The organism is Streptomyces sp. NPDC058653, assembly GCF_042716895.1.
Lineage (GTDB): Bacteria > Actinomycetota > Actinomycetes > Streptomycetales > Streptomycetaceae > Streptomyces.
In genome coordinates this window covers 55377-80082 of the sequence record NZ_JBHXRM010000033.1, presented here as the reverse complement: position 1 = coordinate 80082, position 24706 = coordinate 55377, and the positions used below count along the sequence as shown (strand labels likewise).

General features: G+C 71.3%; 18 protein-coding genes and 1 riboswitch. Of the genes, 3 read left to right on the top strand and 15 right to left on the bottom strand.

Annotated features, from left to right (window positions below; genetic code table 11):
* Nucleotides 1-98: 98 nt before the first annotated feature.
* Nucleotides 99-929: a sulfurtransferase gene (locus ACFWU9_RS25445; protein ID WP_384322217.1), complete on the bottom strand. Its 831-nt coding sequence runs from the start codon at nt 927-929 to the stop codon at nt 99-101.
* Between the two features lie 257 nt (nt 930-1186).
* On the opposite strand from ACFWU9_RS25445, the gene ACFWU9_RS25440 reads away from it, so the two are divergent.
* Nucleotides 1187-1975: a VOC family protein gene (locus ACFWU9_RS25440; RefSeq protein WP_384322215.1), complete on the top strand. Its 789-nt coding sequence runs from the start codon at nt 1187-1189 to the stop codon at nt 1973-1975.
* A gap of 1 nt (nt 1976) precedes the next feature.
* On the opposite strand, the gene ACFWU9_RS25435 is transcribed toward ACFWU9_RS25440, so the two are convergent.
* The 4 genes from ACFWU9_RS25435 to ACFWU9_RS25420 all read right to left on the bottom strand — a co-directional run bounded on the left by ACFWU9_RS25435 (nt 1977) and on the right by ACFWU9_RS25420 (nt 7606).
* Nucleotides 1977-2672, bottom strand: coding sequence for a thymidine kinase (locus tag ACFWU9_RS25435; RefSeq protein WP_384322213.1), 696 nt, complete (start codon nt 2670-2672; stop codon nt 1977-1979).
* Between the two features lie 115 nt (nt 2673-2787).
* Complete coding sequence (locus ACFWU9_RS25430; RefSeq protein WP_384322211.1) at nt 2788-3987, bottom strand: alkaline phosphatase family protein; 1200 nt, start codon at nt 3985-3987, stop codon at nt 2788-2790.
* Nucleotides 3987-4583 carry a DUF5998 family protein gene (locus ACFWU9_RS25425; RefSeq protein WP_384322209.1) on the bottom strand — a complete coding sequence of 199 codons (597 nt, stop codon included), beginning with the start codon at nt 4581-4583 and terminating at the stop codon, nt 3987-3989. Before ACFWU9_RS25425 ends, ACFWU9_RS25430 begins: the two co-directional genes overlap by 1 nt.
* 50 nt (nt 4584-4633) lie before the next feature.
* On the bottom strand, nt 4634-7606 hold the full coding sequence (locus tag ACFWU9_RS25420) for a GNAT family N-acetyltransferase (RefSeq protein WP_384322207.1): 2973 nt from the start codon (nt 7604-7606) through the stop codon (nt 4634-4636).
* Between the two features lie 135 nt (nt 7607-7741).
* Between ACFWU9_RS25420 and ACFWU9_RS25415 the strand changes: the two genes are divergently transcribed.
* Nucleotides 7742-8023 (top strand): HPr family phosphocarrier protein, encoded by a 282-nt coding sequence (locus ACFWU9_RS25415; RefSeq protein WP_384322205.1) that lies wholly within the window; start codon nt 7742-7744, stop codon nt 8021-8023.
* 109 nt (nt 8024-8132) lie between these two features.
* Here the strand turns inward: ACFWU9_RS25415 and ACFWU9_RS25410 are convergent, their stop codons facing one another.
* The 3 genes from ACFWU9_RS25410 to ACFWU9_RS25400 form a co-directional block, all read right to left on the bottom strand.
* Nucleotides 8133-8936, bottom strand: a complete 804-nt coding sequence (locus ACFWU9_RS25410) for a M23 family metallopeptidase (protein ID WP_384322203.1) — start codon at nt 8934-8936, stop codon at nt 8133-8135.
* A 12-nt stretch (nt 8937-8948) separates the two neighbouring features.
* Nucleotides 8949-9116, bottom strand: a riboswitch (cyclic di-AMP (ydaO/yuaA leader).
* 243 nt (nt 9117-9359) lie between these two features.
* The gene (locus tag ACFWU9_RS25405) at nt 9360-10727 is read right to left on the bottom strand and encodes a M16 family metallopeptidase (protein WP_384322259.1); all 1368 of its coding nucleotides are present in this window, start codon (nt 10725-10727) and stop codon (nt 9360-9362) included.
* A 17-nt stretch (nt 10728-10744) separates the two neighbouring features.
* A complete protein-coding gene (locus tag ACFWU9_RS25400) occupies nt 10745-12109 on the bottom strand; it encodes a M16 family metallopeptidase (protein WP_384322257.1) in 1365 nt (454 codons plus the stop codon).
* Nucleotides 12110-12387: 278 nt separating this feature from the next.
* Between ACFWU9_RS25400 and ACFWU9_RS25395 the strand changes: the two genes are divergently transcribed.
* A complete protein-coding gene (locus ACFWU9_RS25395) occupies nt 12388-14838 on the top strand; it encodes a DNA topoisomerase (ATP-hydrolyzing) subunit A (protein WP_384322201.1) in 2451 nt (816 codons plus the stop codon).
* Between the two features lie 18 nt (nt 14839-14856).
* Here ACFWU9_RS25395 and ACFWU9_RS25390 read toward each other — a convergent pair whose 3' ends face one another.
* The 7 genes from ACFWU9_RS25390 to ACFWU9_RS25360 form a co-directional block, all read right to left on the bottom strand.
* Nucleotides 14857-16002, bottom strand: a complete 1146-nt coding sequence (locus tag ACFWU9_RS25390; RefSeq protein WP_384322199.1) for a CobW family GTP-binding protein — start codon at nt 16000-16002, stop codon at nt 14857-14859.
* A gap of 108 nt (nt 16003-16110) precedes the next feature.
* The gene (locus ACFWU9_RS25385; RefSeq protein ID WP_384322197.1) at nt 16111-17880 is read right to left on the bottom strand and encodes a glycosyl hydrolase family 28-related protein; all 1770 of its coding nucleotides are present in this window, start codon (nt 17878-17880) and stop codon (nt 16111-16113) included.
* A 124-nt stretch (nt 17881-18004) separates the two neighbouring features.
* On the bottom strand, nt 18005-19651 hold the full coding sequence (locus ACFWU9_RS25380) for a glycoside hydrolase family 13 protein (RefSeq protein ID WP_384322195.1): 1647 nt from the start codon (nt 19649-19651) through the stop codon (nt 18005-18007).
* A gap of 116 nt (nt 19652-19767) precedes the next feature.
* A complete protein-coding gene (locus tag ACFWU9_RS25375; protein ID WP_384322193.1) occupies nt 19768-20697 on the bottom strand; it encodes a carbohydrate ABC transporter permease in 930 nt (309 codons plus the stop codon).
* A 15-nt stretch (nt 20698-20712) separates the two neighbouring features.
* The gene (locus ACFWU9_RS25370; RefSeq protein ID WP_384322191.1) at nt 20713-21672 is read right to left on the bottom strand and encodes a carbohydrate ABC transporter permease; all 960 of its coding nucleotides are present in this window, start codon (nt 21670-21672) and stop codon (nt 20713-20715) included.
* Between the two features lie 139 nt (nt 21673-21811).
* Nucleotides 21812-23233 carry an ABC transporter substrate-binding protein gene (locus tag ACFWU9_RS25365; protein WP_384322189.1) on the bottom strand — a complete coding sequence of 474 codons (1422 nt, stop codon included), beginning with the start codon at nt 23231-23233 and terminating at the stop codon, nt 21812-21814.
* Nucleotides 23234-23575: 342 nt separating this feature from the next.
* The gene (locus tag ACFWU9_RS25360) at nt 23576-24583 is read right to left on the bottom strand and encodes a LacI family DNA-binding transcriptional regulator (protein WP_384322187.1); all 1008 of its coding nucleotides are present in this window, start codon (nt 24581-24583) and stop codon (nt 23576-23578) included.
* Nucleotides 24584-24706 lie beyond the last annotated feature (123 nt).

The following is a 24706-nucleotide window of genomic DNA, read 5'->3' as shown; positions in this document are numbered from 1 at the left end:
GGGGCACCGACATGGACCAGGACCGAGCGGCTGGGGGCGGGGGCCTTCCGCGCCGCGCGCTGCGGGCCCCGGCCCCTGACGTCACCCGCCGTCCGGCGTCACTGAGGGTCGGGGCCCGTCGCCACCGGGCGCTCGGTGTCCGCCGTCCACTCCGACCAGGAACCGGCGTACAGCGCCCCGGAGATGCCCGCGATCTCCAGCGCCAGCAACTCGTGCGCGGCCGACACCCCCGAGCCGCAGTAGACACCGATCTCGGAGCCGTCCGCGGTCACTCCGAGCGCCTTGAAGCGGGCGGCGAGTTCCTCGGCCGGGAGGAAGCGGCCGTCCGGGCCGACGTTCTCGACGGTCGGCGCCGAGACCGCGCCCGGAATGTGCCCGCCGACCCGGTCCAGCGGTTCGACGTCGCCGCGGTAGCGCTCCGCCGCCCGCGCGTCCAGCAGGAGCCCCTCGCGGGCCAGCAGGGCCGCGCCGTCCGCGTCGAGACGCGGCAGCGAATCCGGTACGGGGCTGAAGTCACCCTCGTCGGGTGTCGGGATCTCGGTGGTCAACGGGCCGTCCCAGCCCCCGAGTCCGCCGTCCAGCACCCGTACGTCCTGGTGCCCGGTCCAGCGCAGCGTCCACCAGGCACGGGCCGCGGCCCACCCCTGACCCGCGTCGTAGACGACGACCGGGGTGTCGGCCGAGACGCCCGCGCGGCGCATCACCGCGCCGAACTCCGCCACGTCGGGCAGCGGATGACGGCCGCCGGCGCCGGGCGGGGCGGCCAGTTCGGCTTCGAGGTCGACGAAGACGGCGCCCGGCAGATGGCCGGATTCGTACTCCGGCCGGCCGGGCGGGGCGCCGGGCGCGTAGCGGACGTCGAGCAGGACGGGCGGCCGGGGTCCCGCGATCGCGTCGGCGAGTTCGGACGCGGAGATGATGACTGTCATGCGTGCCATCCTCGCCCACCGGCAGGGGTGTTCGGCATCGACGCGGTCGGTGAGACACCGACAACGTTGCGTCAATACCAAAACGGTCATCCTGCTACTGGATCGCGCCAAAAGCGGCGCGGCCGGGGAGCGGCTCGGCGCGAGAAATGGAACCATCTGTTCGGGCCCCCCACCGCGCAGTTCGAGGCGTGCGCCCCCTCCCCCGCCTGCCTGTTCCGATCACGGCAGTCCGCGAACCATGCGAGAAGAGAGCGACGATGACCGAGGAAACGATCCGGCGCACGCCTGGCACGCCTTGCTGGGTGAGTCTGATGGTGCACGGCCTCGGCGCGACGCAGGACTTCTACGGGGCGTTGTTCGGCTGGAAGTTCGTCCGGGCGCGTGGGGCGGAGCGGTTGGGCCCGTACGTACGGGGCTACCTGGACGGCGAGGAGGTCGCCGGAATCGGCCAACTGGCCCCGGAGAGACGGCTGCCGCTCTCGTGGACGACCTATCTGGCGACGGACGACGCCGACGCGACGGCCGAGGCGATCAGATGCTACGGCGGCACCGTGGGGGTGGGACCGCTGGACACGGGAGGCGACGGGCGCCTCGCCCTGGTGTCGGATCCGGCCGGGGCGGTCTTCGGGATCTGGCAGGCGCGGGCGCGCAGGGGTACCGCGGTGGCGGTGCCCGGGGCGCACGGGACGCCGGTCCGCAACGAGTTGCTGATCCGCGAGACCTCGTGGGTCAGCGCGTTCTACCGGTCGGTCTTCGGATACGACCTGGAGCCGACCGGCCGGGACGGGGAGGACACGCTGACGCTGCGCCTCGACGGGCGGGCGGTGGCGACGCTGCACGGGGCGGGCGAGGGCCCCCGCCCGGTCCGGGGCGCGCACTGGATGACGTACTTCGAGGTGGACGACACCGACGCCGCGGCCCGGCTCGTCGCCGAGTTGGGCGGGCATGTGATCGACCCGCCGTGGGACACCCCGACCGGACGGGTCGCGACGGTCGCCGATCCGGAGGGCGCGGTGTTCGGCGTGGTGCGGTCGGCGGCGGGCTGAGTCAGCGGCCGGAGGATCGCGGGGTCCCGGGGCGCGTCGCGGGACCGTCGGCGATCTCGACGGGGAGCACGTCCGGGGAGAGCGCGGCGGCCCTGGCCGTGGCCGCCGTCATACGGCGCCGGTGGTGGCGCCGGCACAGGACCTCGTAGCCGATCTCGTCCTCGGACTGGTGCACGTCGCCGACGACGACCTGGGCGCCCTCGACCACCATCACCCCGCCGACCGAGCGGGCGTTGTGGGTGGCCCGTGCCCCGCACCAGCACAGCGCCTCGACCTGGAGGACCTCGACCCGGTCGGCCAGTTCCACCAGCCGCCGCGAGCCGGGGAAGAGCCTGGTGCGGAAGTCCGTGGTGATCCCGAAGGCGAAGACGTCCAGGTCCAGGTCGTCGACGATCCGGGCGAGCTGGTCGACCTGCTCGGGCGCGAGGAACTGCGCCTCGTCGGCGATGACGTAGTCGCAACGGCCGCCCTGGGAGAGGCGGTCGACGATGTACGCGTAGAAGTCGAAGCCCTCGGCAGCCTCGACGGCGTCGGTCACCAGGCCCAGCCGTGAGGAGAGTTTGCCCTCGCCCGCGCGGTCGTCGCGGGTGAAGATCATGCCGAGGAGGCCCCGGGCCGAGCGGTTGTGCTCGATCTGAAGAGCCAGCGTGCTCTTTCCGCAGTCCATCGTTCCGGAGAAGAACACCAGCTCGGGCATGAGGAAGTGACGGCCTTTCGAAGACGTGCGGTGCGCTCGGCGCGTGCCGGTGCCGGGCGGGGTGCGCCGGGGCGGCGGTTGCGGGCGGGCAGGGCGGTTGCGGTGGGGCGGGCGGCTAAGAGCGTACTTCGAGCAGGGGTACCAACTGCTCGACGGGGGTCATCGAGCCGTGCATCCCGACCATCGCGGACTCGCGCGGTTCCTGGACGGACGCGGTGATCACCACGTCGTCGTGGGCGGCGGCCACGACATCGCCGATCCTCCCGCGCACCCGGTCCTCGACCGTCCCGGGCGGGCCGAACCAGCCCTCCGCCACCGCCTCGTCGCGGCTCGCGACCCAGAACCGCTCCCCCAGCACCTCGCGCCAGACGGTGAGGACGTCGGCCTCCGCGCCAGGGACGGCGTACACATGGCGGGCGCGCCCCTCGCCGCCGAGCAGCGCGACGCCGGCGCGCAGCTCCCAGTCCTCGTCGAAGTCGACACGGGACTGCTCGTCGAAGGGGATGTCGATCATGCCGTGGTCGGCGGTGATGTACAGGGCGGCCCGCGGGGGCAGCTGCTCCGCGAGGCGCTGGGCGAGCCGGTCCACGTACATCACCTGGCCGCGCCAGGCGTCGGAGTCCATGCCGAACTTGTGGCCCTTGCCGTCGACCTCGCTGTAGTACGTGTAGACCAGCGACCGGTCCCCCGCGCCGAGTTGGGCGGCGGCGAGGTCCATCCGCTCCTCGCCGGAGAGACGTCCGTGGAAGGTGCCGCCGCTGAGGGCGATCTCGGTGAGCGGGGTGCGTTCGAAGGTCGGGGACGACACCTGCGCGGTGTGCACGCCGGCGGCGTCGGCGAGCTGGAAGAGCGTGGGGTAGGGCTGCCAGATGTGCGGATCGGTCCAGGGGCGCCAGCGCAGCTGGTTCATCAGGCGGCCGGTGGCCGGGTCGCGCACGGTGTATCCGGGCAGGCCGTGGGCGCCCGGGGGCAGGCCCGTACCGACGGAGGCGAGGGACGTCGCCGTGGTGGCGGGGAATCCGACGGTGATCGGCCGGCCGGTGCCGCCGCGTGAGCTGCCCAGCAGCGAGGTCAGATACGGCGCCTCGTCCGGGTGGTCCTTGATCTGCTGCCAGCCGAGTCCGTCGATCAGGAAGACGCAGTTGCGGTCGGCGGGGGTGAGTTCGGGGATGACGGCGCCCGGTACGGAGACGCCCTGGCCCGTCAGAAGGGTGGGCAGCAGATCGGCGAGCGAGCCGCCGCCGTACTCGGGGACGGGCGCGGTGGCCAGGGCCAGCGGCTCCGGGTCCTGCCAGGCGGGCGGCGGGGCGGCCATCAACGGCCGGTCGACGGGGTGGCCGCGGTGGCTTCGGAGAGCGACTGGGCGAAGACGAGCGTCTGCCGTACGGTGTCGGGTCCGTCACCGGCCTCGCTGACGCGCAGGCTCAGGTCGTCGGCGGTGGAGTTGCCGGTGTAGCCGTGGTCGGCCTCGCAGTTGGGGTCGCCGCAGGCGGCGGGCTCCAGGTCGATCCGGGCGACGGCGCCCCAGCCGATGGTCAGGACGACCTCACGGGGCAGGGTGCCGGGGGTGTACGACTCGGGGTTGGCGACGACGCGGCTGACCACCACGGACGAGATCCGGTCCAGCTTGACCGACTCGGTCGACGTGGTGGCGTACGGCGTCGGCGAACTGGTGTCGGCGGCCTGCTCGTCGGTGTGGCTGACGATGAAGCGGTGCGCGGTGAGGACGAGGACGGTGACATGCCGGCGGACCTCGTTGGAGTCGAAGGTCGTCTCCTGGTGCACCAGATACGAGGCGATCGGCTCGCCTCCGACAGCGGCCTCCACCGCTTCGGCCACGAGAGCCGGGTAGTAGCCACTGCGCTCGATCGCCGTGCGCAGCCCCTGGGTCGTCGTACCGGTCTTCGCCATGGCCCCATCCTACGGGGGCGGGATGCGTGGCCAGGACCGTGCGGACCTGCTCAGTAGCTGGGCAGGCGGCGCGGGCCGAGGTCGTCGCGGGACGGGGGCGGGGCGAGGCGGACGCACGCGCCGAGGACGGAGAGGCCGTGCGAGGCGACCACCACCGGTTCGAGGGCGACCGAGACGATCTCCGGGTGGTCGTCGACGAGCATGGAGACCCGCAGGAGCAGCTCTTCGAGGGCGGCGGTGTCGACGGGCGCGGAGCCGCGCCAGCCGAAGAGGAGCGGCGCCGTGCGGACGGACCGGATCAGCTCGGCGGCCTCGCGGTCGGTGACGGGCACGAGCCGGTGCGCCAGATCGCCCAGCAGTTCCGAGGCCACACCGGCCAGCCCGAACGAGAGCACGGCGCCGGCGGCCGGGTCGATGACCGCGCGTACGACGGTGTCGACGCCGCGCGGTGCCATCGACTGGACGACGGGACGCAGCTCGGCGGGCTCGCCGAGCAGTTCGGTCAGTTCGCGGTAGGCCGCCCGCAGCCGTGCCTCGTCGGCGAGGTCGAGCCGTACGCCGCCGAGGTCGGCCCTGTGGCGCAGATGGGGCGCCGTGGTCTTGAGCGCGACGGGATAGCCGAGTCCGGCGGCGGCCCGGGCGGCGTCGTCCGGGCCCGGGGCGGGCAGGGTGGGCCGCACCGCGATCCCGTACCGGCCGAGCAGCTCCCGGCTCTCGTCGTCGCCGAGAGTGGTCCCGTGCGGGTCGGTGGGGGCGCCGCCGAGCACCCGGTCGATGAGCGCGGCGGCGGCGCTCTCGTCGATGTCGTCGTACTCGGGCACCTTGCCCGGTTCGGCGGTCTGCCGTCGCCACCGCCCGTAGGTGAAGGCCTGGCTGAGCGCGCGTGCGGCGCGTTCGGCGGCCGGGTAGGCGGGGATCCGGCCCGGAGCGGTGTCCTGACTCCCGTCGTCCTCCCGCGCGGAGTCGTCGTCGGGGGTCGTCGGGCGGGGCTGGGTGACGGTGCCGGGCACCGGAACGGGCCGCGCTTCGGGCCGTCCGACGGCGTCGTCGGACTCGGCCTCGGACTCGTCGGCGGATTCTTCGTCGGCGGATTCGGGCTCGGATTCGGGCTCGGACGGGGGCGGCGTGGGGTGCGGGCCCGGCATCGGGCCCGGGCGTGGTGCCGTCGTGCCGGCCGCCGAGAGGGCCTTCGCCAGGCCGCCGATCTCCACATGCACCACCGCCACCGGCTTCGCGGGCGAGGACGAGGCGGCCTCACGCAGCGCCGCCGCCAGCACCTCGCCGTCGCCCGACTCCATCGCGCCGCTCTCCCCGACCCAGGGGATCGCCGTGACGACGACCGCGTCGCAGCCGGGGTCCGCGAGCGCCGTGGCCAGCGCCGTACGGAAGTCCTCCGGACGGGCCGCCGTCGTGAGGTCGAGCGGGGGCAGCGGGCGCAGGCCCTCCGTCAGGCAGGCGTCGTACGTGAGGAGCCCCAGCGACTCGGAGTTGCCGAGGATCGCCACGTGCGGTCCCGCCGGGAGGGGCTGGGAGGCGAGCAGCAGGCCCGCGTCGACCAACTCCGTGACGGTGTCCACACGGATCACCCCCGCCTGGCTGAGCAGCGCGGACACGGTCGCGTCCGGGATCGTGCCGACCGGCACGGCGTGCCCCGGCGGGGCGCTGCCGCTGTGCCGCGCGCCCTTCGCGACGACGACCGGCTTCACCGCCCCCGTACGCCGGGCGAGCCGTGTGAACTTCCGTGGGTTGCCGATGGATTCGAGGTACATCAGGACGACGTCGGTGTCCGGGTCGTCGTGCCAGTACTGGAGGAAGTCGTTGCCGGAGACGTCCGCGCGGTTGCCCGCCGAGATGAAGGTGGACAGGCCCGCGCCGCGCCGGACCAGGCCCGCGAGCAGCGCGATGCCGATCGCGCCCGACTGTGTGAAGAGTCCGATACGGCCCCGGTCGGGCGGCTCGGGCGCGAGGGAGGCGTTCAGCCGTACGGGCGGGGAGGTGTTGATGACCCCGAACGCGTTGGGCCCGATGACCCGCATGCCGTAGGAACGGGCCTGCCGTACCAGTTCGCGCTGCCGCTCCAGGCCGATGGGCCCGCTCTCGGCGTAACCGGCGGACAGGACGACCAGGCCCTGGACGCCGTGTTCGCCGCAGTCGGCGACGACCTCGGGCACCCGCTCGGCGGGGACGGCGACGACCGCGAGGTCGACGGGCTCCCCGATCTCGGCGAGGGAGCGCACGGCCGGGACGCCGTCCATCTCGCCGAGCGCCGGGGGCAGGGACAGGTTCACCGCGTACGTACGCCCGGTGAAGCTCCCGTCGAGGAGATTGCGCAGTACGGCCCGTCCGACCCCGCCCGCCGCGCGACCGGCGCCGATAACCGCCACCGACGAGGGGCCGAGGAGCCGTTGCACGGAGCGTGCCTCGGCCCGCTGCTCCCGGCCGCGCTGGACGGCGAGGGACTCGGCGGTGGGTTCGAGGTCGAGGACGAGACGGACCGCGCCGTCCTCGAAGCTGCGCCTCTGGGTGAACCCGGCGTCCCGGAACACCTTGATCATCTTGCTGTTGGCGGGCAGCACCTCCGCCGCGAACCGCCGGATTCCGCGCTCGCGCGCCACCGCGGCGATGTGTTCGAGCAGCGCGGACGCGATCCCGCGCCCCTGGTGCGCGTCCTGGACGAGGAAGGCGACCTCCGCCTCGTCGGCCGGGGCCGAGGCCGGCCTGCCGCCGCTGTCGATGCGGTCGTAGCGGACGGTGGCGACGAACTCGCCGCCGACGGTCACCGCGAGGCCCACCCGGTCCACGTAGTCGTGGTGGGTGAACCGGTAGACGTCCTTGTCCGAGAGGCGGGGGTAGGGCGCGAAGAAGCGGTAGTACTTCGACTCGTCGGAGACCTGTTCGTAGAAGTTGACCAGGCGCTCGGCGTCGTCGGTGGTGATGGGCCGGACGCGGGCGGTGCCCCCGTCGCGCAGCACCACGTCTGCTTCCCAGTGAGCGGGGTACGCGTGCTGCGACGGCGGCGTCATGGGGAGAGCCTACGGCGCGCGCGTCGGTAGCGGCGGTTACCGGGGCGGGGCAGGCTATGGGGTGCCGCACCGGTCCGTTCCGGGACACATGAGACACTGGTCTAGACAACAACTGTGAACTTGAAGGGCAACACCATGGCTGAGCGCCGCGTCAATGTCGGCTGGGCCGAGGGCCTGCACGCCCGTCCCGCCTCCATCTTCGTCCGTGCCGCCACGGCTTCCGGCGTTCCGGTGACCATCGCCAAGGCCGACGGCAGCCCGGTCAACGCGGCGTCGATGCTCGCCGTGCTGGGGCTGGGCGCGCAGGGCGGCGACGAGATCGTCCTGTTCTCCGACGCGGACGGCGCCGAGGCCGCGCTCGACCGGCTGGCGAAGCTGGTCGCCGAGGGGCTCGACGAGCTTCCCGAGACCGTCTGATTCGCGGGCGGACGACGCGGCACGCGGACACGACGAGGGCCCCGGCGGAACGGAACGCCGGGGCCCTCGTCGTGCGCCGGCCGATCCGCGAGGATCCGCCGGAGGGGGCCTAGAGCCGTACTCCGTGCGCACGCAGGTAGGCGACCGGATCGATGTCGGAGCCGTACTCCGCGCTCGTCCGCGCCTCGAAGTGCAGGTGCGGGCCGGTGGAGTTGCCGGTCGAGCCGGAGAGGCCGATCCGGTCGCCCGGGGCGACGCTCTGGCCGATGGAGACACCGATCGACGAGAGGTGTCCGTACTGGGTGTAGGTGCCGTCCTTCATACGGAGGACGATGTTGTTCCCGTACGCGCCGCCCCAGCCCGCCTCGACGACGGTGCCGGCGCCGACGGCCAGGACCGAAGTGCCGGAGGCGGCGCGGAAGTCGACGCCGGAATGGCTGCCGGACGACCAGAGCCCGCCGCCTGCCCGGTAGCCGGTGGTGACGGAGGAGCCGGCGACCGGGAGCCCGTAGGAGCCCAGGCGCTCGCGCTCCGCCTCGCGTGCGGCGCGCTCCTCGGCCCGGCGCAGCTCCTTGGCGCGGGCCTCGGCCTTGCGCTTCGCCTCGGCCTTGGCGCGGGCGGCGGCAGCGGCCTCCTTCTTCTCCCGGGCGGCCTTCTCGGCCGCGGCCAGCTGCGCGTCGGCCTGGGCGTCGATCTGCGCGGCGAGGGAGTCGTCGATGACGAGGGCGCGGGCCGGGGCCGCCGGGGCGGCCTCCTGGGCGATGGTCGACTCCGCGTCGGCGGCGAGCGCCGGGGAGGCGAGGGTGCCGATGACACCGGCCGCGGTGAGGGTGGCGGCTCCCGCGAAGTTCGCGCGGCGGCGCGTCGTCCGGTTCGGGGCACGGTGCTTCCCGGTGGCACGGGTGAACGCCATGAAGTGGCTGGTCCTTTCCTTCCTTCTCGCCTACCGGGTTAGCTGACGGGTTCGGAGCAGGAAGGTCTCCTACGGGCTCCTCCGCGGATCGCGCGAAGGCCCCCGATTCACCCCAGGGACATCGATTGGGTCCCCGGCTCCCCAGGCTCGCGCCTGACGGGGACTCGGCGATGGCTGTCCGGTGCCGCGGATGCGGCGGGCTCTGACGAACAGCCGGACCGACGCTAGGCGTTCATCTTTCAATCACCAAACGGACAGGTGCTTTTGTAACGCACGCCACAGGGCATACGGGCAACCGACCGATGAATACGGACATAGCGGGGAACCCCGGTGACAGGTTCGTCACCGGGGTTCCCTTTGTCCTGTGCCGGACACGCCTCGGGGCGCCGCACCGAGCCGCCGCTCACACCTCGGCCGCGCGCCTCAGCCGGCGACGACCGTCACCTCGCCGATGGCCAGGGCCTCGACCGGCTCCCGGATCACCGAGGCGTCGCCGACGAGCACCGTGACCAGCCGGTCGCCGGGGAACGCGCTGACGACGGCGGCCGTCGCCTCGACCGTGCCGGTCTCGGCCAGGCGTGCGTACAGCCGCGCCTGGAAGTCGTCCGGCAGGTGCTGCTCGACCTGGTCGGCGAGCGTGTCGGCGACGGACGCGGCCGTCTCGTACTTCAGCGGCGCGACCCCGACCAGATTCTGCACGGCCGTCTCCCGCTCGGCGTCCGTCAGGCCCTCGGCCGCGAGCGTGCGCAGCACCTTCCAGAGGTCGTCCAGCGCCGGTCCGGTCGACTCGGTGTCGACGGAGCCGCTGATGGCGAGCATGGAGGCGCCCGTGCCGTCCGGGTCCGAGCGCAGCACCTGCGCGAAGGCACGCACGCCGTACGTGTAGCCCTTCTCCTCGCGCAGGACCCGGTCGAGCCGGGAGGTGAGCGTGCCGCCAAGGCAGTACGTGCCGAGCACCTGCGCCGGCCAGACGCGGTCGTGCCGGTCGGGGCCGACGCGGCCGATCAGCAGCTGGGTCTGGACGGCCCCGGGCCGGTCCACGATCACCACACGGCCGGTGTCGTCGGCGGTCACCGGCGGTACGGGGCGCGGCTCGGAGGTGTCGCCCGTCCAGTCGCCGAGGGTCTCGGCGAGCAGGGCGTCCACGTCGACACCGGTGAGATCGCCGACGATCACCGCGGTGGCGGTGGCGGGGCGGACATGCGCCTCGTAGAAGGCACGGACGCCCTTGGCGTCGATGCGCCCGACGGTCTCCTCCGTGCCCTGACGCGGTCGCGACATGCGCGAGGACGCCGGGAACAGCTCCTTGGAGAGCTGCTTCGCCGCGCGACGGGCCGGGTTGGCCTGCTCGTGCGGGATCTCGTCGAGACGGTTCGTGACGAGTCGGCCGACCTCGCTCTCCGAGAACAGCGGGGCGCGCAGGGCGTCGGCGAGCAGACCGAGCGCCTTGGGCAGCCGGGAGACCGGGACCTCCAGGGAGACCCGGACCCCGGGGTGGTCGGCGTGCGCGTCGAGCGTGGCGCCGCAGCGCTCCAGCTCGGCGGCGAACTCCTCGGCGGTGTGCTTGTCGGTGCCCTCGGACAGGGCGCGGGCCATGATCGTGGCCACGCCGTCCAGGCCCTCGGGCTCGGCCTCCAGCGGGGCCGCGAGGGAGATCTCGACGGCCACCACCTGCTGGCCGGGGCGGTGACAGCGCAGCACGGTCAGGCCGTTGGGCAGCGCGCCGCGCTCGGGCGCGGGGAACGCCCAGGGCCTGGCCTCCCCGGCCGTCGGCTGCGGGTGGAACTCCATGGTCACGGCAGCGTCGGTCACTGGTCCGCCCCCTCGTGCTCGTCGGTGGTCTCGTCGGAGGCGGCGTCCTCGTCGTCGGAGGTGAGGGGCTCGTAGACCAGCACCGCCCTGTTGTCCGGGCGCAGCCGGGCCTCGGCCACCGCGCGCACCTCGTCGGCCGTGACGTCCAGCACCCGCTGGACGGCGGTCAGCGCCAGCTGCGGGTCGCCGAACAGCACCGTGTACCGGCACAGTTCGTCCGCGCGGCCCGCGACCGTACCGAGCCGGTCGAGCCATTCGCGCTCCAACTGGGCCTGGGCGCGCTCCATCTCCTCGTCCGTGGGGCCCTCGGCCGCGAACCGGGCCAGCTCCTCGTCCACCGCCGCCTCGATCTGCGGCACCTCGACGCCACCGGACGTCTTCACGTCCAGCCAGCCGAGCGAGGGAGCGCCGGCCAGGCGCAGCAGGCCGAATCCGGCGGCGACGGCCGTACGGTCACGGCGCACCAGGCGGTTGTGGAGACGGGAGGACTCGCCGCCACCGAGGACGGTGAGCGCCAGGTCGGCGGCGTCGGCCTCGCGGGTGCCGTCCTGCGGCAGCCGGTAGGCGGCCATCAGCGCGCGCGCCGGGACCTCCTCGTGGATCTCCTCGCGCAGTTGCTCGCCGATGATGTCGGGGAGCGAGCCGTCGCGCGGCGGCTGCTTGCCGTCGTGCGCGGGGATCGTGCCGAAGTACTTCTCGACCCAGGCGAGCGTCTGCTCGGGGTCGATGTCGCCGACGACGGAGAGCACCGCGTTGTTCGGCGCGTAGTACGTACGGAAGAACTGCCGCGCGTCGTCGAGGGTCGCCGCGTCCAGGTCGGCCATCGAGCCGATCGGGGTGTGGTGGTACGGGTGGCCCTCGGGGTAGGAGAGCGCGGTCAGGCGCTCGAAGGCGGTGCCGTAGGGCACGTTGTCGTAACGCTGGCGGCGTTCGTTCTTCACCACGTCGCGCTGGTTCTCCATCCCCTCGTCGTCCAGGGCCGAGAGCAGCGAGCCCATACGGTCGGCCTCCAGCCAGAGGGCGAGCTCCAGCTGGTGGGTGGGCATGGTCTCGAAGTAGTTGGTCCGCTCGAAGCTGGTGGTGCCGTTGAGCGAGCCGCCGGCGCCCTGCACCAGCTCGAAGTGACCGTTGCCCTTGACCTGCTTCGAGCCCTGGAACATCAGGTGCTCGAAGAGGTGGGCCAGGCCCGTACGGCCCTTGACCTCGTGGCGTGAGCCGACGTCGTACCAGAGGCAGACCGCGGCGACCGGGGTCAGGTGGTCCTCGGAGAGCACCACGCGCAGTCCGTTGGCGAGCCGGTGCTCGGTCGCTGTGAGGCCGCCGGAACCGGCCTGCGCTGTGGCCGTGTGACCCATGGGCATGTACGTCCCTTCGATCGCGATATGGAGAAGTCCTGCCACTGTATGCAAGCGTGCCGACGCATGGCGAAGTTCCCGTGCCGGGGGAAGCGGCGTTGACTCGCCAACCGCTTGCGGAACCTCCCCGCCGACCGCTCCCGGCCGCCGGAATGGGGCGCCCCGGACGGTTCAACGACGGGTCGAGGTCCGCGTTGTCGGTCCGGCGGGCCACAATGGTCCGCGTCAGTTCCTGAAGTTGCCCGCCCAGACCCGCACAGACCTGTGAAGGAGCCGCAGCAGCGATGGCCCGCCGCAGCACGAAGACCCCGCCGCCGGAGGACTTCGAGGAGAAGATCCTCGACATCGACGTGGTCGATGAAATGCAGGGCTCCTTCCTTGAGTACGCGTATTCCGTGATCTACTCCCGGGCCCTGCCGGACGCCCGGGACGGCATGAAGCCCGTGCACCGCCGCATCGTGTACCAGATGAACGAGATGGGGCTGCGCCCCGACCGCGGCTATGTGAAGTGCGCCCGGGTCGTCGGCGAGGTGATGGGTAAATTGCACCCGCACGGGGACGCGTCGATCTACGACGCCCTCGTCCGGATGGCGCAGCCGTTCTCGATGCGGCTCCCCCTCGTCGACGGCCACGGCAACTTCGGCTCCCTCGGCAACGACGACCCGCCGGCCGCCATGCGGTACACGGAGTGCCGGATGGCTGACGCCACGTCACTGATGACGGAGTCGATCGACGAGGACACCGTCGATTTCCAGTCGAATTACGACGGCCAGGAGCAGGAACCGGTCACGCTGCCGGCCGCGTACCCGAATCTGCTGGTCAACGGCGCCTCCGGAATCGCCGTCGGTATGGCGACGAACATGGCGCCGCACAATCTGGGCGAGGTCATCGCCGCCGCCCGGCATCTGATCAAGCACCCGGGCGCCGACCTGGACACCCTGATGCGGTACGTGCCGGGGCCCGACCTGCCCACCGGTGGCCGGATCGTGGGGCTCCAGGGCATCAAGGACGCGTACGAGAGCGGGCGCGGCACGTTCAAGATCCGCGCCACGGTCGCCGTCGAGGACGTCACCGCGCGCCGCAAGGGGCTCGTCGTCACCGAACTGCCCTTCACCGTCGGCCCGGAGAAGGTGATCGCCAAGATCAAGGACCTGGTCTCGGCGAAGAAGCTGATGGGCATCGCCGACGTCAAGGACCTCACGGACCGGGCGCACGGGCTGCGTCTGGTCATCGAGATCAAGAACGGCTTCATCCCCGAGGCCGTGCTGGAGCAGCTCTACAAGCTGACGCCGATGGAGGAGACCTTCGGCATCAACAACGTGGCGCTGGTGGACGGCCAGCCGCTGACGCTGGGGCTCAAGGAGCTGCTGGAGGTCTATCTGGACCACCGGTTCACCGTCGTACGCCGGCGCAGCGAGTTCCGCCGCACCAAGCGGCGCGACCGGCTGCATCTGGTCGAGGGTCTGCTCGTCGCGCTCCTCGACATCGACGAGGTCATCCGTCTCATCCGGTCCAGCGACAACTCGGCGCAGGCCAAGGAGCGGCTGATCGAGCGCTTCTCGCTGAGCGACGTCCAGACGCAGTACATCCTGGACACGCCGCTGCGCCGGCTCACCCGTTTCGACCGGATCGAGCTGGAGAGCGAGCGCGACCGGCTCAACGGCGAGATCGACGAGCTGACCGGAATCCTGGAGTCGGACGCGGAGCTGCGCAAGCTGGTCTCCGGGGAACTGGCCACCGTGGCCAAGAAGTTCGGCACCGACCGGCGCACGGTGCTGCTGGAGTCCGGCAGTTCGCCGGTCGCCGCCGTGCCGCTGGAGGTGGCCGACGACCCGTGCCGGGTGCTGTTGTCGTCCACGGGGCTGCTGGCGCGTACGGCCAACGGCGGACCGCTGGGCCCCGGCGACGGCAGGCGGGTCAAGCACGACGTGATCATCTCGGCGGTGCCGGCCACGGCGCGCGGCGAGGTCGGAGCGGTCACCTCGACCGGGCGGCTGCTGCGGATCCCCGTCATCGACCTGCCGCAGCTGCCGGACACCGCGTCGGCGCCGAATCTGGCGGGCGGGGCGCCGCTCGCGGAGTTCCTGACCCTGGAGCCCGACGAGGAGCTGGTCACCCTGACGACGCTGGACGAGTCCTCGCCGGGTCTCGCGCTGGGCACGCTCCAGGGTGTCGTCAAGCGGGTCGTCCCCGACTACCCGTCCAACAAGGACGAGTTGGAGGTCATCAGCCTCAAGGAGGGTGACCGGGTGGTGGGCGCGGCCGAGCTGCGTACGGGCGAGGAGGATCTCGTCTTCATCACCTCCGACGCCCAACTGCTGCGCTATCAGGCCTCGCAGGTCAGGCCGCAGGGCCGGCCGGCCGGAGGCATGACGGGCATCAAGCTGGCCGAGGGCGCCGCGGTGATCTCGTTCACCGCGGTCGACCCGGCGGGCGACGGCGTGGTCTACACGGTCGCCGGCTCGCACGGCACGCTGGACGACTCGGAGACGACGGCGAAGCTCACGCCGTTCGACCAGTACCCGCGCAAGGGGCGGGCCACCGGCGGGGTCCGCTGCCAGCGGTTCCTCAAGGGAGAGGACCTGCTGGTCTACGCCTGGGCGGGGGCGGCCCCGGCACGGGCGGCGCTGAAGAACGGTTCCCCGGCCAAGCTGCCGGAGCCGGATCCGCGCAGGGACGGTTCGGGTACGCCTCCGCCGTCGGTCGTCGCGGCCCTGGCGGGTCCGGCGACCTGACCGGCGGGGTAGCGGTGGTCAGACCGGGTCGGCGGCCTCTTCCTCGGCCGTCGGCCCGGACCGTACGTAACGCAGGACGCCCCACATGGCGGTCTCGTCCGGGCCCGTGCCCGCCACGGCGTCCGTGTCGGTGACGGCGCAGTGCGTCAGCTCCTTGCCGAGTCCCTCGCGGTCGATGCCGGCGCCGATGAGGACGAGCTGGGTGCGGCGCTCGGCGCCCCGTGGCCAGGGCTCGGGATAGAAGCGCAGGAAGCGGCCGACGGCGTGGACGGCGTACCGGTTGGCGGGGTCGGCCGCGCCGAAGTCCACGAAGCCCTTGACGCGGTAGAGCCCCTCCGGCCGCGAGTCCAGGAAAGCCATGAGCCGGCGCGGATCCATGGCGGCGGGCTCGTCGAACGACAGGCTCTCGTAGGCGGCGTGCGGATGGTGCGTGTGCCCGTGCCCCTGCCCCTGCCCGTGTTCCGGCCCCCGGCTCTCGTCGGGGTCGTCGGCGTCGTCGTCCGCGCGCAGGTCCTCGAAGGAGAGCTGACGGATCTTCTCCTCCTCGGCCGGGCGCGTGGCCGGGTCGAAGAGCAGCCCCGGGTCGATCCTCCCGTACGAGGACGAGACCACCGCCGCCCCCGGTCCGAGCTTCCCGATCACCCCGAGGACGCGCTCGTGTTCGGCCGGTGTCACCCGGTCGGTCTTGTTCAGGACGACCAGGTCGGCGATGGCGAGGTGCCGGTCGGTCTCGGGGTGGCGCTCGCGGGTGGCGTCGAACTCGGCCGCGTCCACGACCTCGACCAGACCGCCGTACACCGTGCGGGGACTCTCACCGGCGAGGATCATCCGGACGAGTTCCCGCGGTTCGGCGAGCCCGCTCGCCTCGATGACGATGATGTCGATCCGCGCCGACGGACGGCTCAGCCGCTCCAGATAGCCGTCCAGCTCGCTCGCGTCGACGGCGCAGCAGAGACAGCCGTTGCCCAGGGAGACCGCGGAGCCGACCTGGCCGGCGACGGTCATGGCGTCGATCTCGACCGCTCCGAAGTCGTTGACGACGACCGCGACGCGGTTGCCGGCCCGGTGCCGCAGAAGATGGTTGAGCAGGGTCGTCTTGCCGGAGCCGAGGAAGCCCGCGAGGACGACCACCGGGATCTGTCTGCCGGCCGTGCTCGGATCCAAAACCGCGCTCCGTCTTCCTCGGGAGGTCCGGGCAGAGCGGTGCGCCTGCCCGCTCCAGGATAGGAGCGGGCGGGCGCGCCCTTCGTCACGGGTCCTGCCGGAGATCCGCTACTCGGCGGGCTCGGGCCAGGTGGCGCAGTCGTCCCAGGCCGTGTCCCAGCCGGAGTTGCCACCGCCGTCGGTGATCTCGAAGGTGCCGCTGCCCGCCGGGTAGGGGCAGTTGTACGTACCGGCGACGCCCACGTCCTTGGCCGTCACGCCCCGGAAGGTGACCGCGCCGGGTGTCTCGGCCTGGACCACGACCGTCCCGACGCCGTCGACGCTCGCGCCGTCGACGGTCACGTTGCGGACGGCCTTGCCCGTCCCCCCGCCGGAGACGAACTCGAAGGCGCTGTACGGGCTGTCGGTGACGGTGGTGCCGGTGATGCTGACGTTCGCCTCGATGGCGCTGTCGTACGAGTCCACCCGCAGGGCGCCCATGGGGTGCTGCCAGTTGGGGTTCATCGCCCCGGTGCGTACGAGGGTGTTCCCGGAGACCGTGATGGTGCCGGCCAGCGGGAAGAACGGGTCCATGAACTTCTGGTTGGAGATCGCGATACCGCTGCCCAGGGCGTTGGTGTCGAGGACCAGATTGTCCTTGACGGTGATGTCGCGGCCACCGTAGATCGCGATGCCGTTCGCCAGATTGGGCTGGGAGACGGTGTTGTTGGCGAAGGTGCTGGAGCTGTTGGTGGTGTTGAGCGACCACATGGCCAGCGAGTCGTCGCCGGTGTTGCGCAGGAAGTTCTCCCGTACCTGTACGCCGTTGGCCGTGCCGTTCAGGTTGAGTCCGTCGGCCGTCATGTCGAGGATGCGGTTCTTCTCGACGACGAGGTTGTTGTTGTTCCCGGTCAGCCAGAGGCCGACCTTGAGGTGCTGGAGCCACATCCCGGACACCCGGGAGTCGGGGCCGAGGGAGCCGTTGACGAAGTTGTCCGGGTTGCTGTCGACGCGCTCGGTGACCTCGCCGATGACGGCGAAGTCATGCAGTCCCACCTTGCCGGTCGGGACGTTCGACTGGTCGATGAACCGCGAACTGCGCACCACGGAGTGCCAGTTGCCGGCGCCCCGCAGCTCGACGTCGTCCACGCCGCTGAGCGACTGGGTCAGCTTGAACTCGCCCGGCGGGATCCAGACGACGCCGCCCTTCGCCGCGGCAATGGCCTCCCGGAACGCCTGCGTGGAGTCCCCCTGACCGCTGGGGTCCGCGCCCTTGTCGACGACCGAGACCGCGCCGGACGGGGCGCCCGCGGGCCCCGCGACCTGCTCGAAGTCGGCGACGTCGATCGCGGTGGGGACGCTCGCCTCGAACTTCACCCTGGCGCCCGCCGACAGGTCCCGGCCGAGCAGCGCGCGGGTGTTGTCAAGCAGATGGTGCGTCTTGGAGCCGGCGATCCAGGGGGTGTCGATGTAGGAGTACCTGGACGTGACGGCGAGCGTCGTGTCCGTCTTCTCGCCGTCGATGTACACCGCCAGGGTGCCCGACCGGCCGTCGGGGACGCTGTACGCGAGGTTGACCGCGTTCGCGGCGGCGGGGAGCGTGAACTCCACGCTCTGGCCCGGGGCCAGCTGGACGGCGCGCCGGCCGGAGGACTCCGAGGCGAGGGTGCCCTGGGTGTGGTCGGGGCCGATCGCGGTTCCGTCCGTCGTGGCGCTCTCGGCCTCGACGGAGGTGAACGGGAGGACCGCGCCGGCCGCCCTGGGAGCGGCGGCTTCCGAAGAGGGCCCGGCCGTCGCCGTGGGGGCGACGAGGGCGAGCCCGGTGGCGGCGACGGCCACGGCGGTGGCGATCGAGAGCGTCGCACGCCCTGGGGTGGTGTTACGGATATGCGGATTCATGTGCGGGTCCTGCACCTTCCTGTGGGGCGGAGGGATGTCAGGGGGCCTACGCCTCCCGCCCGCCCGCCGTCCGGCCGCGGTACTTCACGGCCGGACGTACGGGGCGGACGGTTCGGCCGCGGAGTCAGCTCCGCAGCCAGGCCGCGGTGTCCTGCGGCAGCCTCCCCTCGTCGTCCAGGGGGCCGCTGGTCAGCAGAACGCTTGTGTGGCCGGGAAGCTCCGTGGGGGGCCCGGCGAGATTGACGACGCAGATCAGACCGTCGGTCCGGGTGAAGGACAGCACTCCGGGGCCGGACTCCAGCCAGGTCAGCTGTGCGCCCGCGTCCTCGGGGCCGGCGTCCCCGGCGGGCGGGACCACCGCGAAGCCGGGCTCCGTACGCCGTAGCCGCAGGGCCTGCCGGTAGAGGCTGAGCATCGAGTGCGGGTCGCCCGCCTGGAGGTCCGCTGCGTACTTCGCCCAGGACTCCGGCTGCGGCAGCCAGGGCTCGGTGTCCGCGCCGAAGCCCGCGTACGGCGCGTCGGCCGTCCAGGGCAGCGGTACGCGGCAGCCGTCGCGGCCCGGGTCCGTGCCGCCGGAGCGGAAGTGCATCGGGTCCTCGATGCGGTCGCGCGGGATCTCCGCCTCGGGCAGGCCCAGTTCCTCGCCCTGGTAGACGTAGACGGCGCCGGGGAGCGCCAGCGAGAGCAGTGCGGCGGCGCGCGCCCGTCTGGTGCCCAGCTCCAGGTCGGTCGGGGTGCCGAAGGCCTTCGCCGCGAAGTCGAACCCGGTGTCCTCGCGCCCGTAACGGGTCACGGTGCGGGTGACGTCGTGGTTGCAGAGCACCCAGGTGGCGGGGGCGCCGACCGGCGCGTGTTCGGCGAGCGTGTCGTCGACGGCGGTCCGCAGCAGGTCCGCGTCCCACGGGCAGGACATGAAGCTGAGGTTGAAGGCGGTGTGGAGTTCGTCGGGGCGCAGATAGCGGGCGAAGCGCTCGGCGTCGGGGAGCCAGACCTCGCCGACGAAGATGCCGCCGTACTCGTCGGCGATGGCGCGCCAGGAGCGGTAGATGTCGTGGAGTTCGTCGCGGTCCACGAACGGGTGGGCGTCGACGCCGGGCGTGAAGTCGGGCAGGCCCGGGTCCTTGGCGGGCAGGACGGCCGAGTCGATCCGTACTCCTGACACCCCCCGGTCGAACCAGAAGCGCAGCACGTCCTCGTGTTCCCGGCGGACCGCCGGGTGGGCCCAGTTGAGGTCGGGCTGTCCGGTGGCGAACAGATGGAGGTACCAGTCGCCGTCCGCCACCCGGGTCCAGGGGACGCCGCCGAACTCGGACACCCAGTTGTTCGGGGGGAGTTCGCCGTCCGTGCCGCGTCCGGCACGGAAGTGGAAGAGCTCGCGCTCCGGGCTGCCGGGCCCGGCCGCGAGGGCGGCCTTGAACCAGACGTGCTGGTCGGAGACATGGTTGGGGACGATGTCGACAATGGTGCGGATGCCCAGCTCTCGGGCCTCGGCGATGAGTTTCTCGGCCTCCGCGAGGGTGCCGAAGGCGGGGTCGATGGTCCGGTAGTCGGCCACGTCGTAGCCGCCGTCGGCGAGGGGCGAGAGATACCAGGGGGTGAACCACAGTGCGTCCACGCCCAGTTCCACGAGATACGGCAGCCTGGACCGCACGCCGGCGAGATCACCGGTGCCGTCGCCGTCGCCGTCGGCGAAGCTGCGTACATAGACCTGGTAGATGGCGGCGTCGCGCCACCATTCGACGGTGGCCTCGGCCGGCTGGTTGGCTGCCACGTGACGGTCCTTTCGGGCAGGTGGGACTCCGCCGCCGGCCCCCGGGCAACGGGGCTGGACGAGTGGGCCGGCGGCGGAGTGCTGGTGGGGAGTGAGACAGGGAGCGGTGAGGACGATCAGCCCTTGAGGCCGCCCGCGGTCAGACCGCTCATGATGTTGCGCTGGAACAGCAGGAAGATGAGCAGCGTCGGGACCGACGCGATGGTGAGCGCGGCGATCAGGACGTTCTCCGGTACCCCGCTCGCGAGCGAGTAGATGCCCACGTTCAGGGTCTGTTTGCTCGGGTCGGGCAGCGTGAGCATCGGCCAGAGGAAGTCCTTCCAGACCCCCACGACCGCGAAGATCGACACGACTCCGAGGATCGGCCGGGATATCGGCAGCACCACGGATCTCAGGGTGCGCGTCGCCGACGCCCCGTCGATGGCCGCCGCGTCCAGCAGCTCCCGGGGGATCGAGTCGAAGAATCTCTTGAGCAGGAAGATGTTGAAGGCGTTGGTGACCGACGGCAGCCAGATCGCCCAGGGCGAGTTGAGCAGATTCCGTTCGACGATCGGTACGTCGAGCACCGTCAGGTACTGCGGTACGACGAGGACGGTCGCCGGGATCATCAGCGTCATCAGCATCAGGCCGAGGATGGCCTTGCCGAAGATCGGCCGCAGCTTGGAGAGCGAGTAGGCGGCGGCCACGTCGAAGATCAGCTGGAAGGCGAGCGCGCCGAAGGCGTAGTAGAGGGTGTTGAAGAGCAGCTTGGCCAGGTCCATGACCTTCCAGGCCTGCTCGTAGTTCTCCGGGTGCACGGAGGTGGGGAAGGCGGTCGGAGGGCTCTGCACCACTTCCTGGGTGGTCTTGAGACCGCCGGTGACCATCCAGTAGAGCGGCCCGAGGAAGACCAGGGTGAAGAGGAGGACCACCAGGGCGAAGACGATCCAGTAGACCGTCCTGCCGCGGGACCGTCCGAGTTGCGCCGGTGAGATCAGGGTCCGCGGGCGGGCGACTTCGACGGTGGCGGCTCGTCTGCGCCGCGGAATGAGCGTGTTCGCTGTCATGCCTTCTCTCCCCTCCTAGTCTTCGTTGCCGCGGCTGAGTCGCACGTACACCGCGGAGAAGCCCGCGAGGAGTACGAGCAGGACGAGTCCCAGCGCCGCCGCGCTGCCGTAGTTGTTGAAGTTGAACGCGTACTGGTAGATCAGATAGACGACCGTGGTGGTCGACCCCTCCGGTCCCGCCCCGTTGGTGAGCAGGAACGGTTCGGTGAACACCTGCATCGTCGCGATGATCTGCATGAGGAGCATCAGCGAGAGAATGAGCCTGGTCTGCGGGATGGTGACGTGCCAGATCTTGCGGAGGATTCCGGCGCCGTCCAGTTCGGCCGCCTCGTACAGCTCACCGGGAATTCCCTGGAGCGCGGCGAGATAGATCAGGGTCGCGCCGCCCATGTTCATCCAGGTCGCCGCGATGACCACGGAGAGCATGGCCGTGTCGGTGTCCTGGAGCCACTGTTGGGCGGGGAGTCCGAAGACTTCCAGGATGCGGTTGAACAGGCCGTATCCGGGGTCGTAGAAGTATTTGAAGAGCAGCACGGACGCGACCGGCGGAAGCATCACGGGGAGATAGACGAGCAGCCGCAGATATCCCTGGCCGTGCCGGAATTCGTTCAGGACGACGGCGATGACGAACGGGACGACGAATCCCAGCAGCAGGGCGAGCGCGGTGAAGAGCAGTGTGTTGCGCCACGCCTGCCAGAAGGCGGGGTCGTTGAAGATGTACGTGAGGTTGGACCAGCCGGCCCAGGTGGTCTTTCCGTTCTCGTTCTTCTGGAAGGCCAGGATGAATTCCCTGACCATCGGATACCAGGAGAAGAACGAGAAGCAGAGCACGGCTCCGATCAGGAACCCGTGTGCCGAGAGATTGCGGCGCACGGACCGCATGAACTCCTCGCGGGCGGAGTCCGTCCGGGTGGGGCCGGGGCGTCCGGGGCGCGACGGGGTCGCCTCGCTCTTGGACAGGGTGGGGGCCGACATGGTCTCTCCTCGGTGCCGGTGCGCAGACTCGTTGGCTCACAGACGGACGGAGCTCGGGTGCGGGGCCCGGTCCCAGGGGTGGCCCCGGGGACGGACCCGAGGCGGGACCGGGTCCGCGTGACCCGGCCCCGCACCTCCGTTACTGAGTCGCCAGGACTTGGTTGACCTGCTGCTCCGCGGTCGACAGCAGCTTGTCGATGTCCGCGTCCTCGTTGGTCAGCACGCCCGACATCGCGACGTCGAGGATCTTGTAGATCTCCTGCGCCTTCGGCGGCTCGGCCTTGCCCTTGACCGGGTTGTCCATGAAGGGCTTGAAGTTCTCGACCGGCATCGTGGCGTGCTCGCTGCGCTGGGCGTCGTCCTTGGCCTTGGACTCACCGAGCCAGAAGTTCGGCTGCGGCAGTCCGACGGGGAGCTTGTCGGCCTTGCTGCGCTCCCACTCGAACTGGCCCTTGCCCGGGGTGAGGAACTTGAAGTTCTGCCAGGCGATGGCGGCCTTGATCTTGTCGGGCGAACTGCCCTTCTTGATCATGTAGTTGTTGCCGCCGAAGAGGGTGGCCTTGGCGCCGGGGATCGGGCCCATGCCGAAGTTCTCGTACTTGGCGCCGAGTTGCTGGACCATGTACGTGATGTCGTCGGGCGCCGCGAGGAACATGCCCAGCTTGTCGGTGGCTATCTGCTTCTGCAGGTCGCCCCACTTGAGCAGCTGGGTCTTGCCCATGCTGTCGTCGTCCCACCGCATGGCGCGGAGGTTCTCCAGGACCTGCTTGCCGAGCGGGGTGTTGAAGGCGGCCTTCTTGCCCGTGGTGTCGACGACGTCGCCGCCGAGGCCGTAGATCGAGGCGGTGAAGTGCCAGCCGCCGTTGTTGCCGGCGCTGTACTCGCCGAAGCCGGAGACTCCGCCGCCGAGCTCCGCGATCTTGTCGGAGGCCGTACGGACCTCTTCCCAGGTGGTGGGGGGCGAGTTGGGGTCCAGTCCCGCCTCTTCGAAGAGCTTCCGGTTGATCAGCAGGCCCATGGTGTAGTTGCTGGTCGGCAGGCCGTAGAGCTTGCCGTCCTGCTTCAGCACGTCCAGGACGTTGGGGTCGATGTCCTTCAGCGCGGGCACGGACTTGTCGTTGACGTACGCCGAGATGTCCTCGGCGCCGTCGTTGTCGAGCACCTGCTGAAGGTCGGTGAAGTAGGTGTAGTAGACGTCGGGCTGGGACTTCGCCTTGAGCATCGCGGTGAAGCGCGGCGGCTCCAGGCACTGGCCGGGCGTGGACTTTCCGTCGATCTTGACGTTCGGGTACGTCTTGTTGAACTCCTTGACGTCCTCGTTCCACTCCTTCAGCTCCGCGGCCTTCGCGGCCGGCGGCATGCAGTCGATCGAGAGCGTCACCTTCGCCTTCGGGTCCAACGGCGCTGACGGGTCTGACGACCCGCCGCCGGAGTCGCCGTCGTCGTCGCTGCTGCTGCTGCTCGTGCCGCAGGCGGCGAGAGTCAGGGCGAGCACGGTGACAATGGCGGCCGCGGCGGTGCGGTCGATACGGCGATTACGGCGGAACCCAGCACTTCTCATCGATGGTCCCCTTCGGGCATGAGCGTGGAAGGCCCACGGCTGAAACTCTGCCGGGGCGCGGCACACTCAACCACCGTCGACAGGGGACCGCAAGATCTCGCGCCGTTTTCGTAAAAGTTTGACAGTCTTCCGCATCGGCTACGACCCGCACCGGGGGCCGGAGTTGGACAGGGCGGGATTTGTCAGACAGGCCCCTCAGGACTGCCGCAGGGCCCCCGAGGGGGCCCTGGAAGGGGCTTGCAAGGGCCGTACGGGGCCGTCGGCGCGGCCAGGGGGAATCCGGGTCCGCGCGGTCGGGCCGGCCCGGACGGGAGGCCGTGGGGCCCGTCGCCCGGACGGGGTCTAACGGGGCGACTGCGCCGTGGAGCCCCGTACGACCAGCTCCGGCTCGAACAGCAGCTCGCCGGGCGGCACCGCGCCTCCCTGGATCTGGGCGCACAGCAGCTCGACCGCCGCCCGCCCCATGGCCTCGATGGGCTGACGGACCGTCGTCAGCGGCGGCTCGGTGCAGTTCATGAAGGCCGAGTCGTCGTACCCGACCACGGAGACCTCGCCGGGGACGTCCAGACCGCGCCTGCGGGCCGCGCGTACGGCTCCGAGGGCCAGCGGGTCACTCGCGCAGATGATGCCGGTGACGCCCCGGTCCAGCAGCCGCGCGGCGGCGGCCTGGCCGCCTTCCAAGGAGAACATCGACCGCTCGATGAACTCGTCGGGCAGGGACTCCCCCGCCGCCTTCACGGTCGCGAGGGCGGCGGCGAGCTTGCGCCGCGAGGGGACGTGGTCGGCCGGGCCGAGGACGAGACCGATGCGCTCGTGGCCGAGCGACGCCAGATGCCGCCACGCCTGCTCGACGGCGACGGCGTCGTCGCAGGAGATCGTGGGGAAGTCGAGATTCTCTATGGGCGCGTTGATGAGCACGACGGGGATCTTGCGCTCGTGGAGCTGGCGGTAGTGCTCGTGGGGAGCGTCCGCCTGGGCGAAGAGACCCCCGGCGAAGACGACCCCGGACACCTGCTGCTGGAGGAGCAGTTCGACGTAGTCCGCCTCGGAGACGCCGCCCTTGGTCTGTGTGCACAGGACGGGCGTCAGGCCCTGCTGCGCCAGCGCGCCGCCGATCACCTCGGCGAAGGCCGGAAAGATCGGGTTCTGCAGCTCGGGCAGGACCAGGCCGACCAGTCGGGCGCGCTCGCCGCGCAGCTGGGTGGGCCGCTCGTACCCCAGGACGTCCAGGGCGGTCAGCACGGACTGGCGTGTGGCCTGGGAAACTCCCGGCTTGCCGTTGAGCACCCGGCTGACCGTGGCCTCGCTGACCCCAACCTTCTTCGCCACCTGAGCAAGTCGTCGCGTCATGCACGCAAGACTAGCGCAAGCGATGCAAGCTACTTACTTCTCAGCGTAAAGTCCCAGCACAGCCATGGTGCCACCCGGGGAGCCCCCGGGCGGCACCATGTCGACGCCCACACCTGTGGTGCG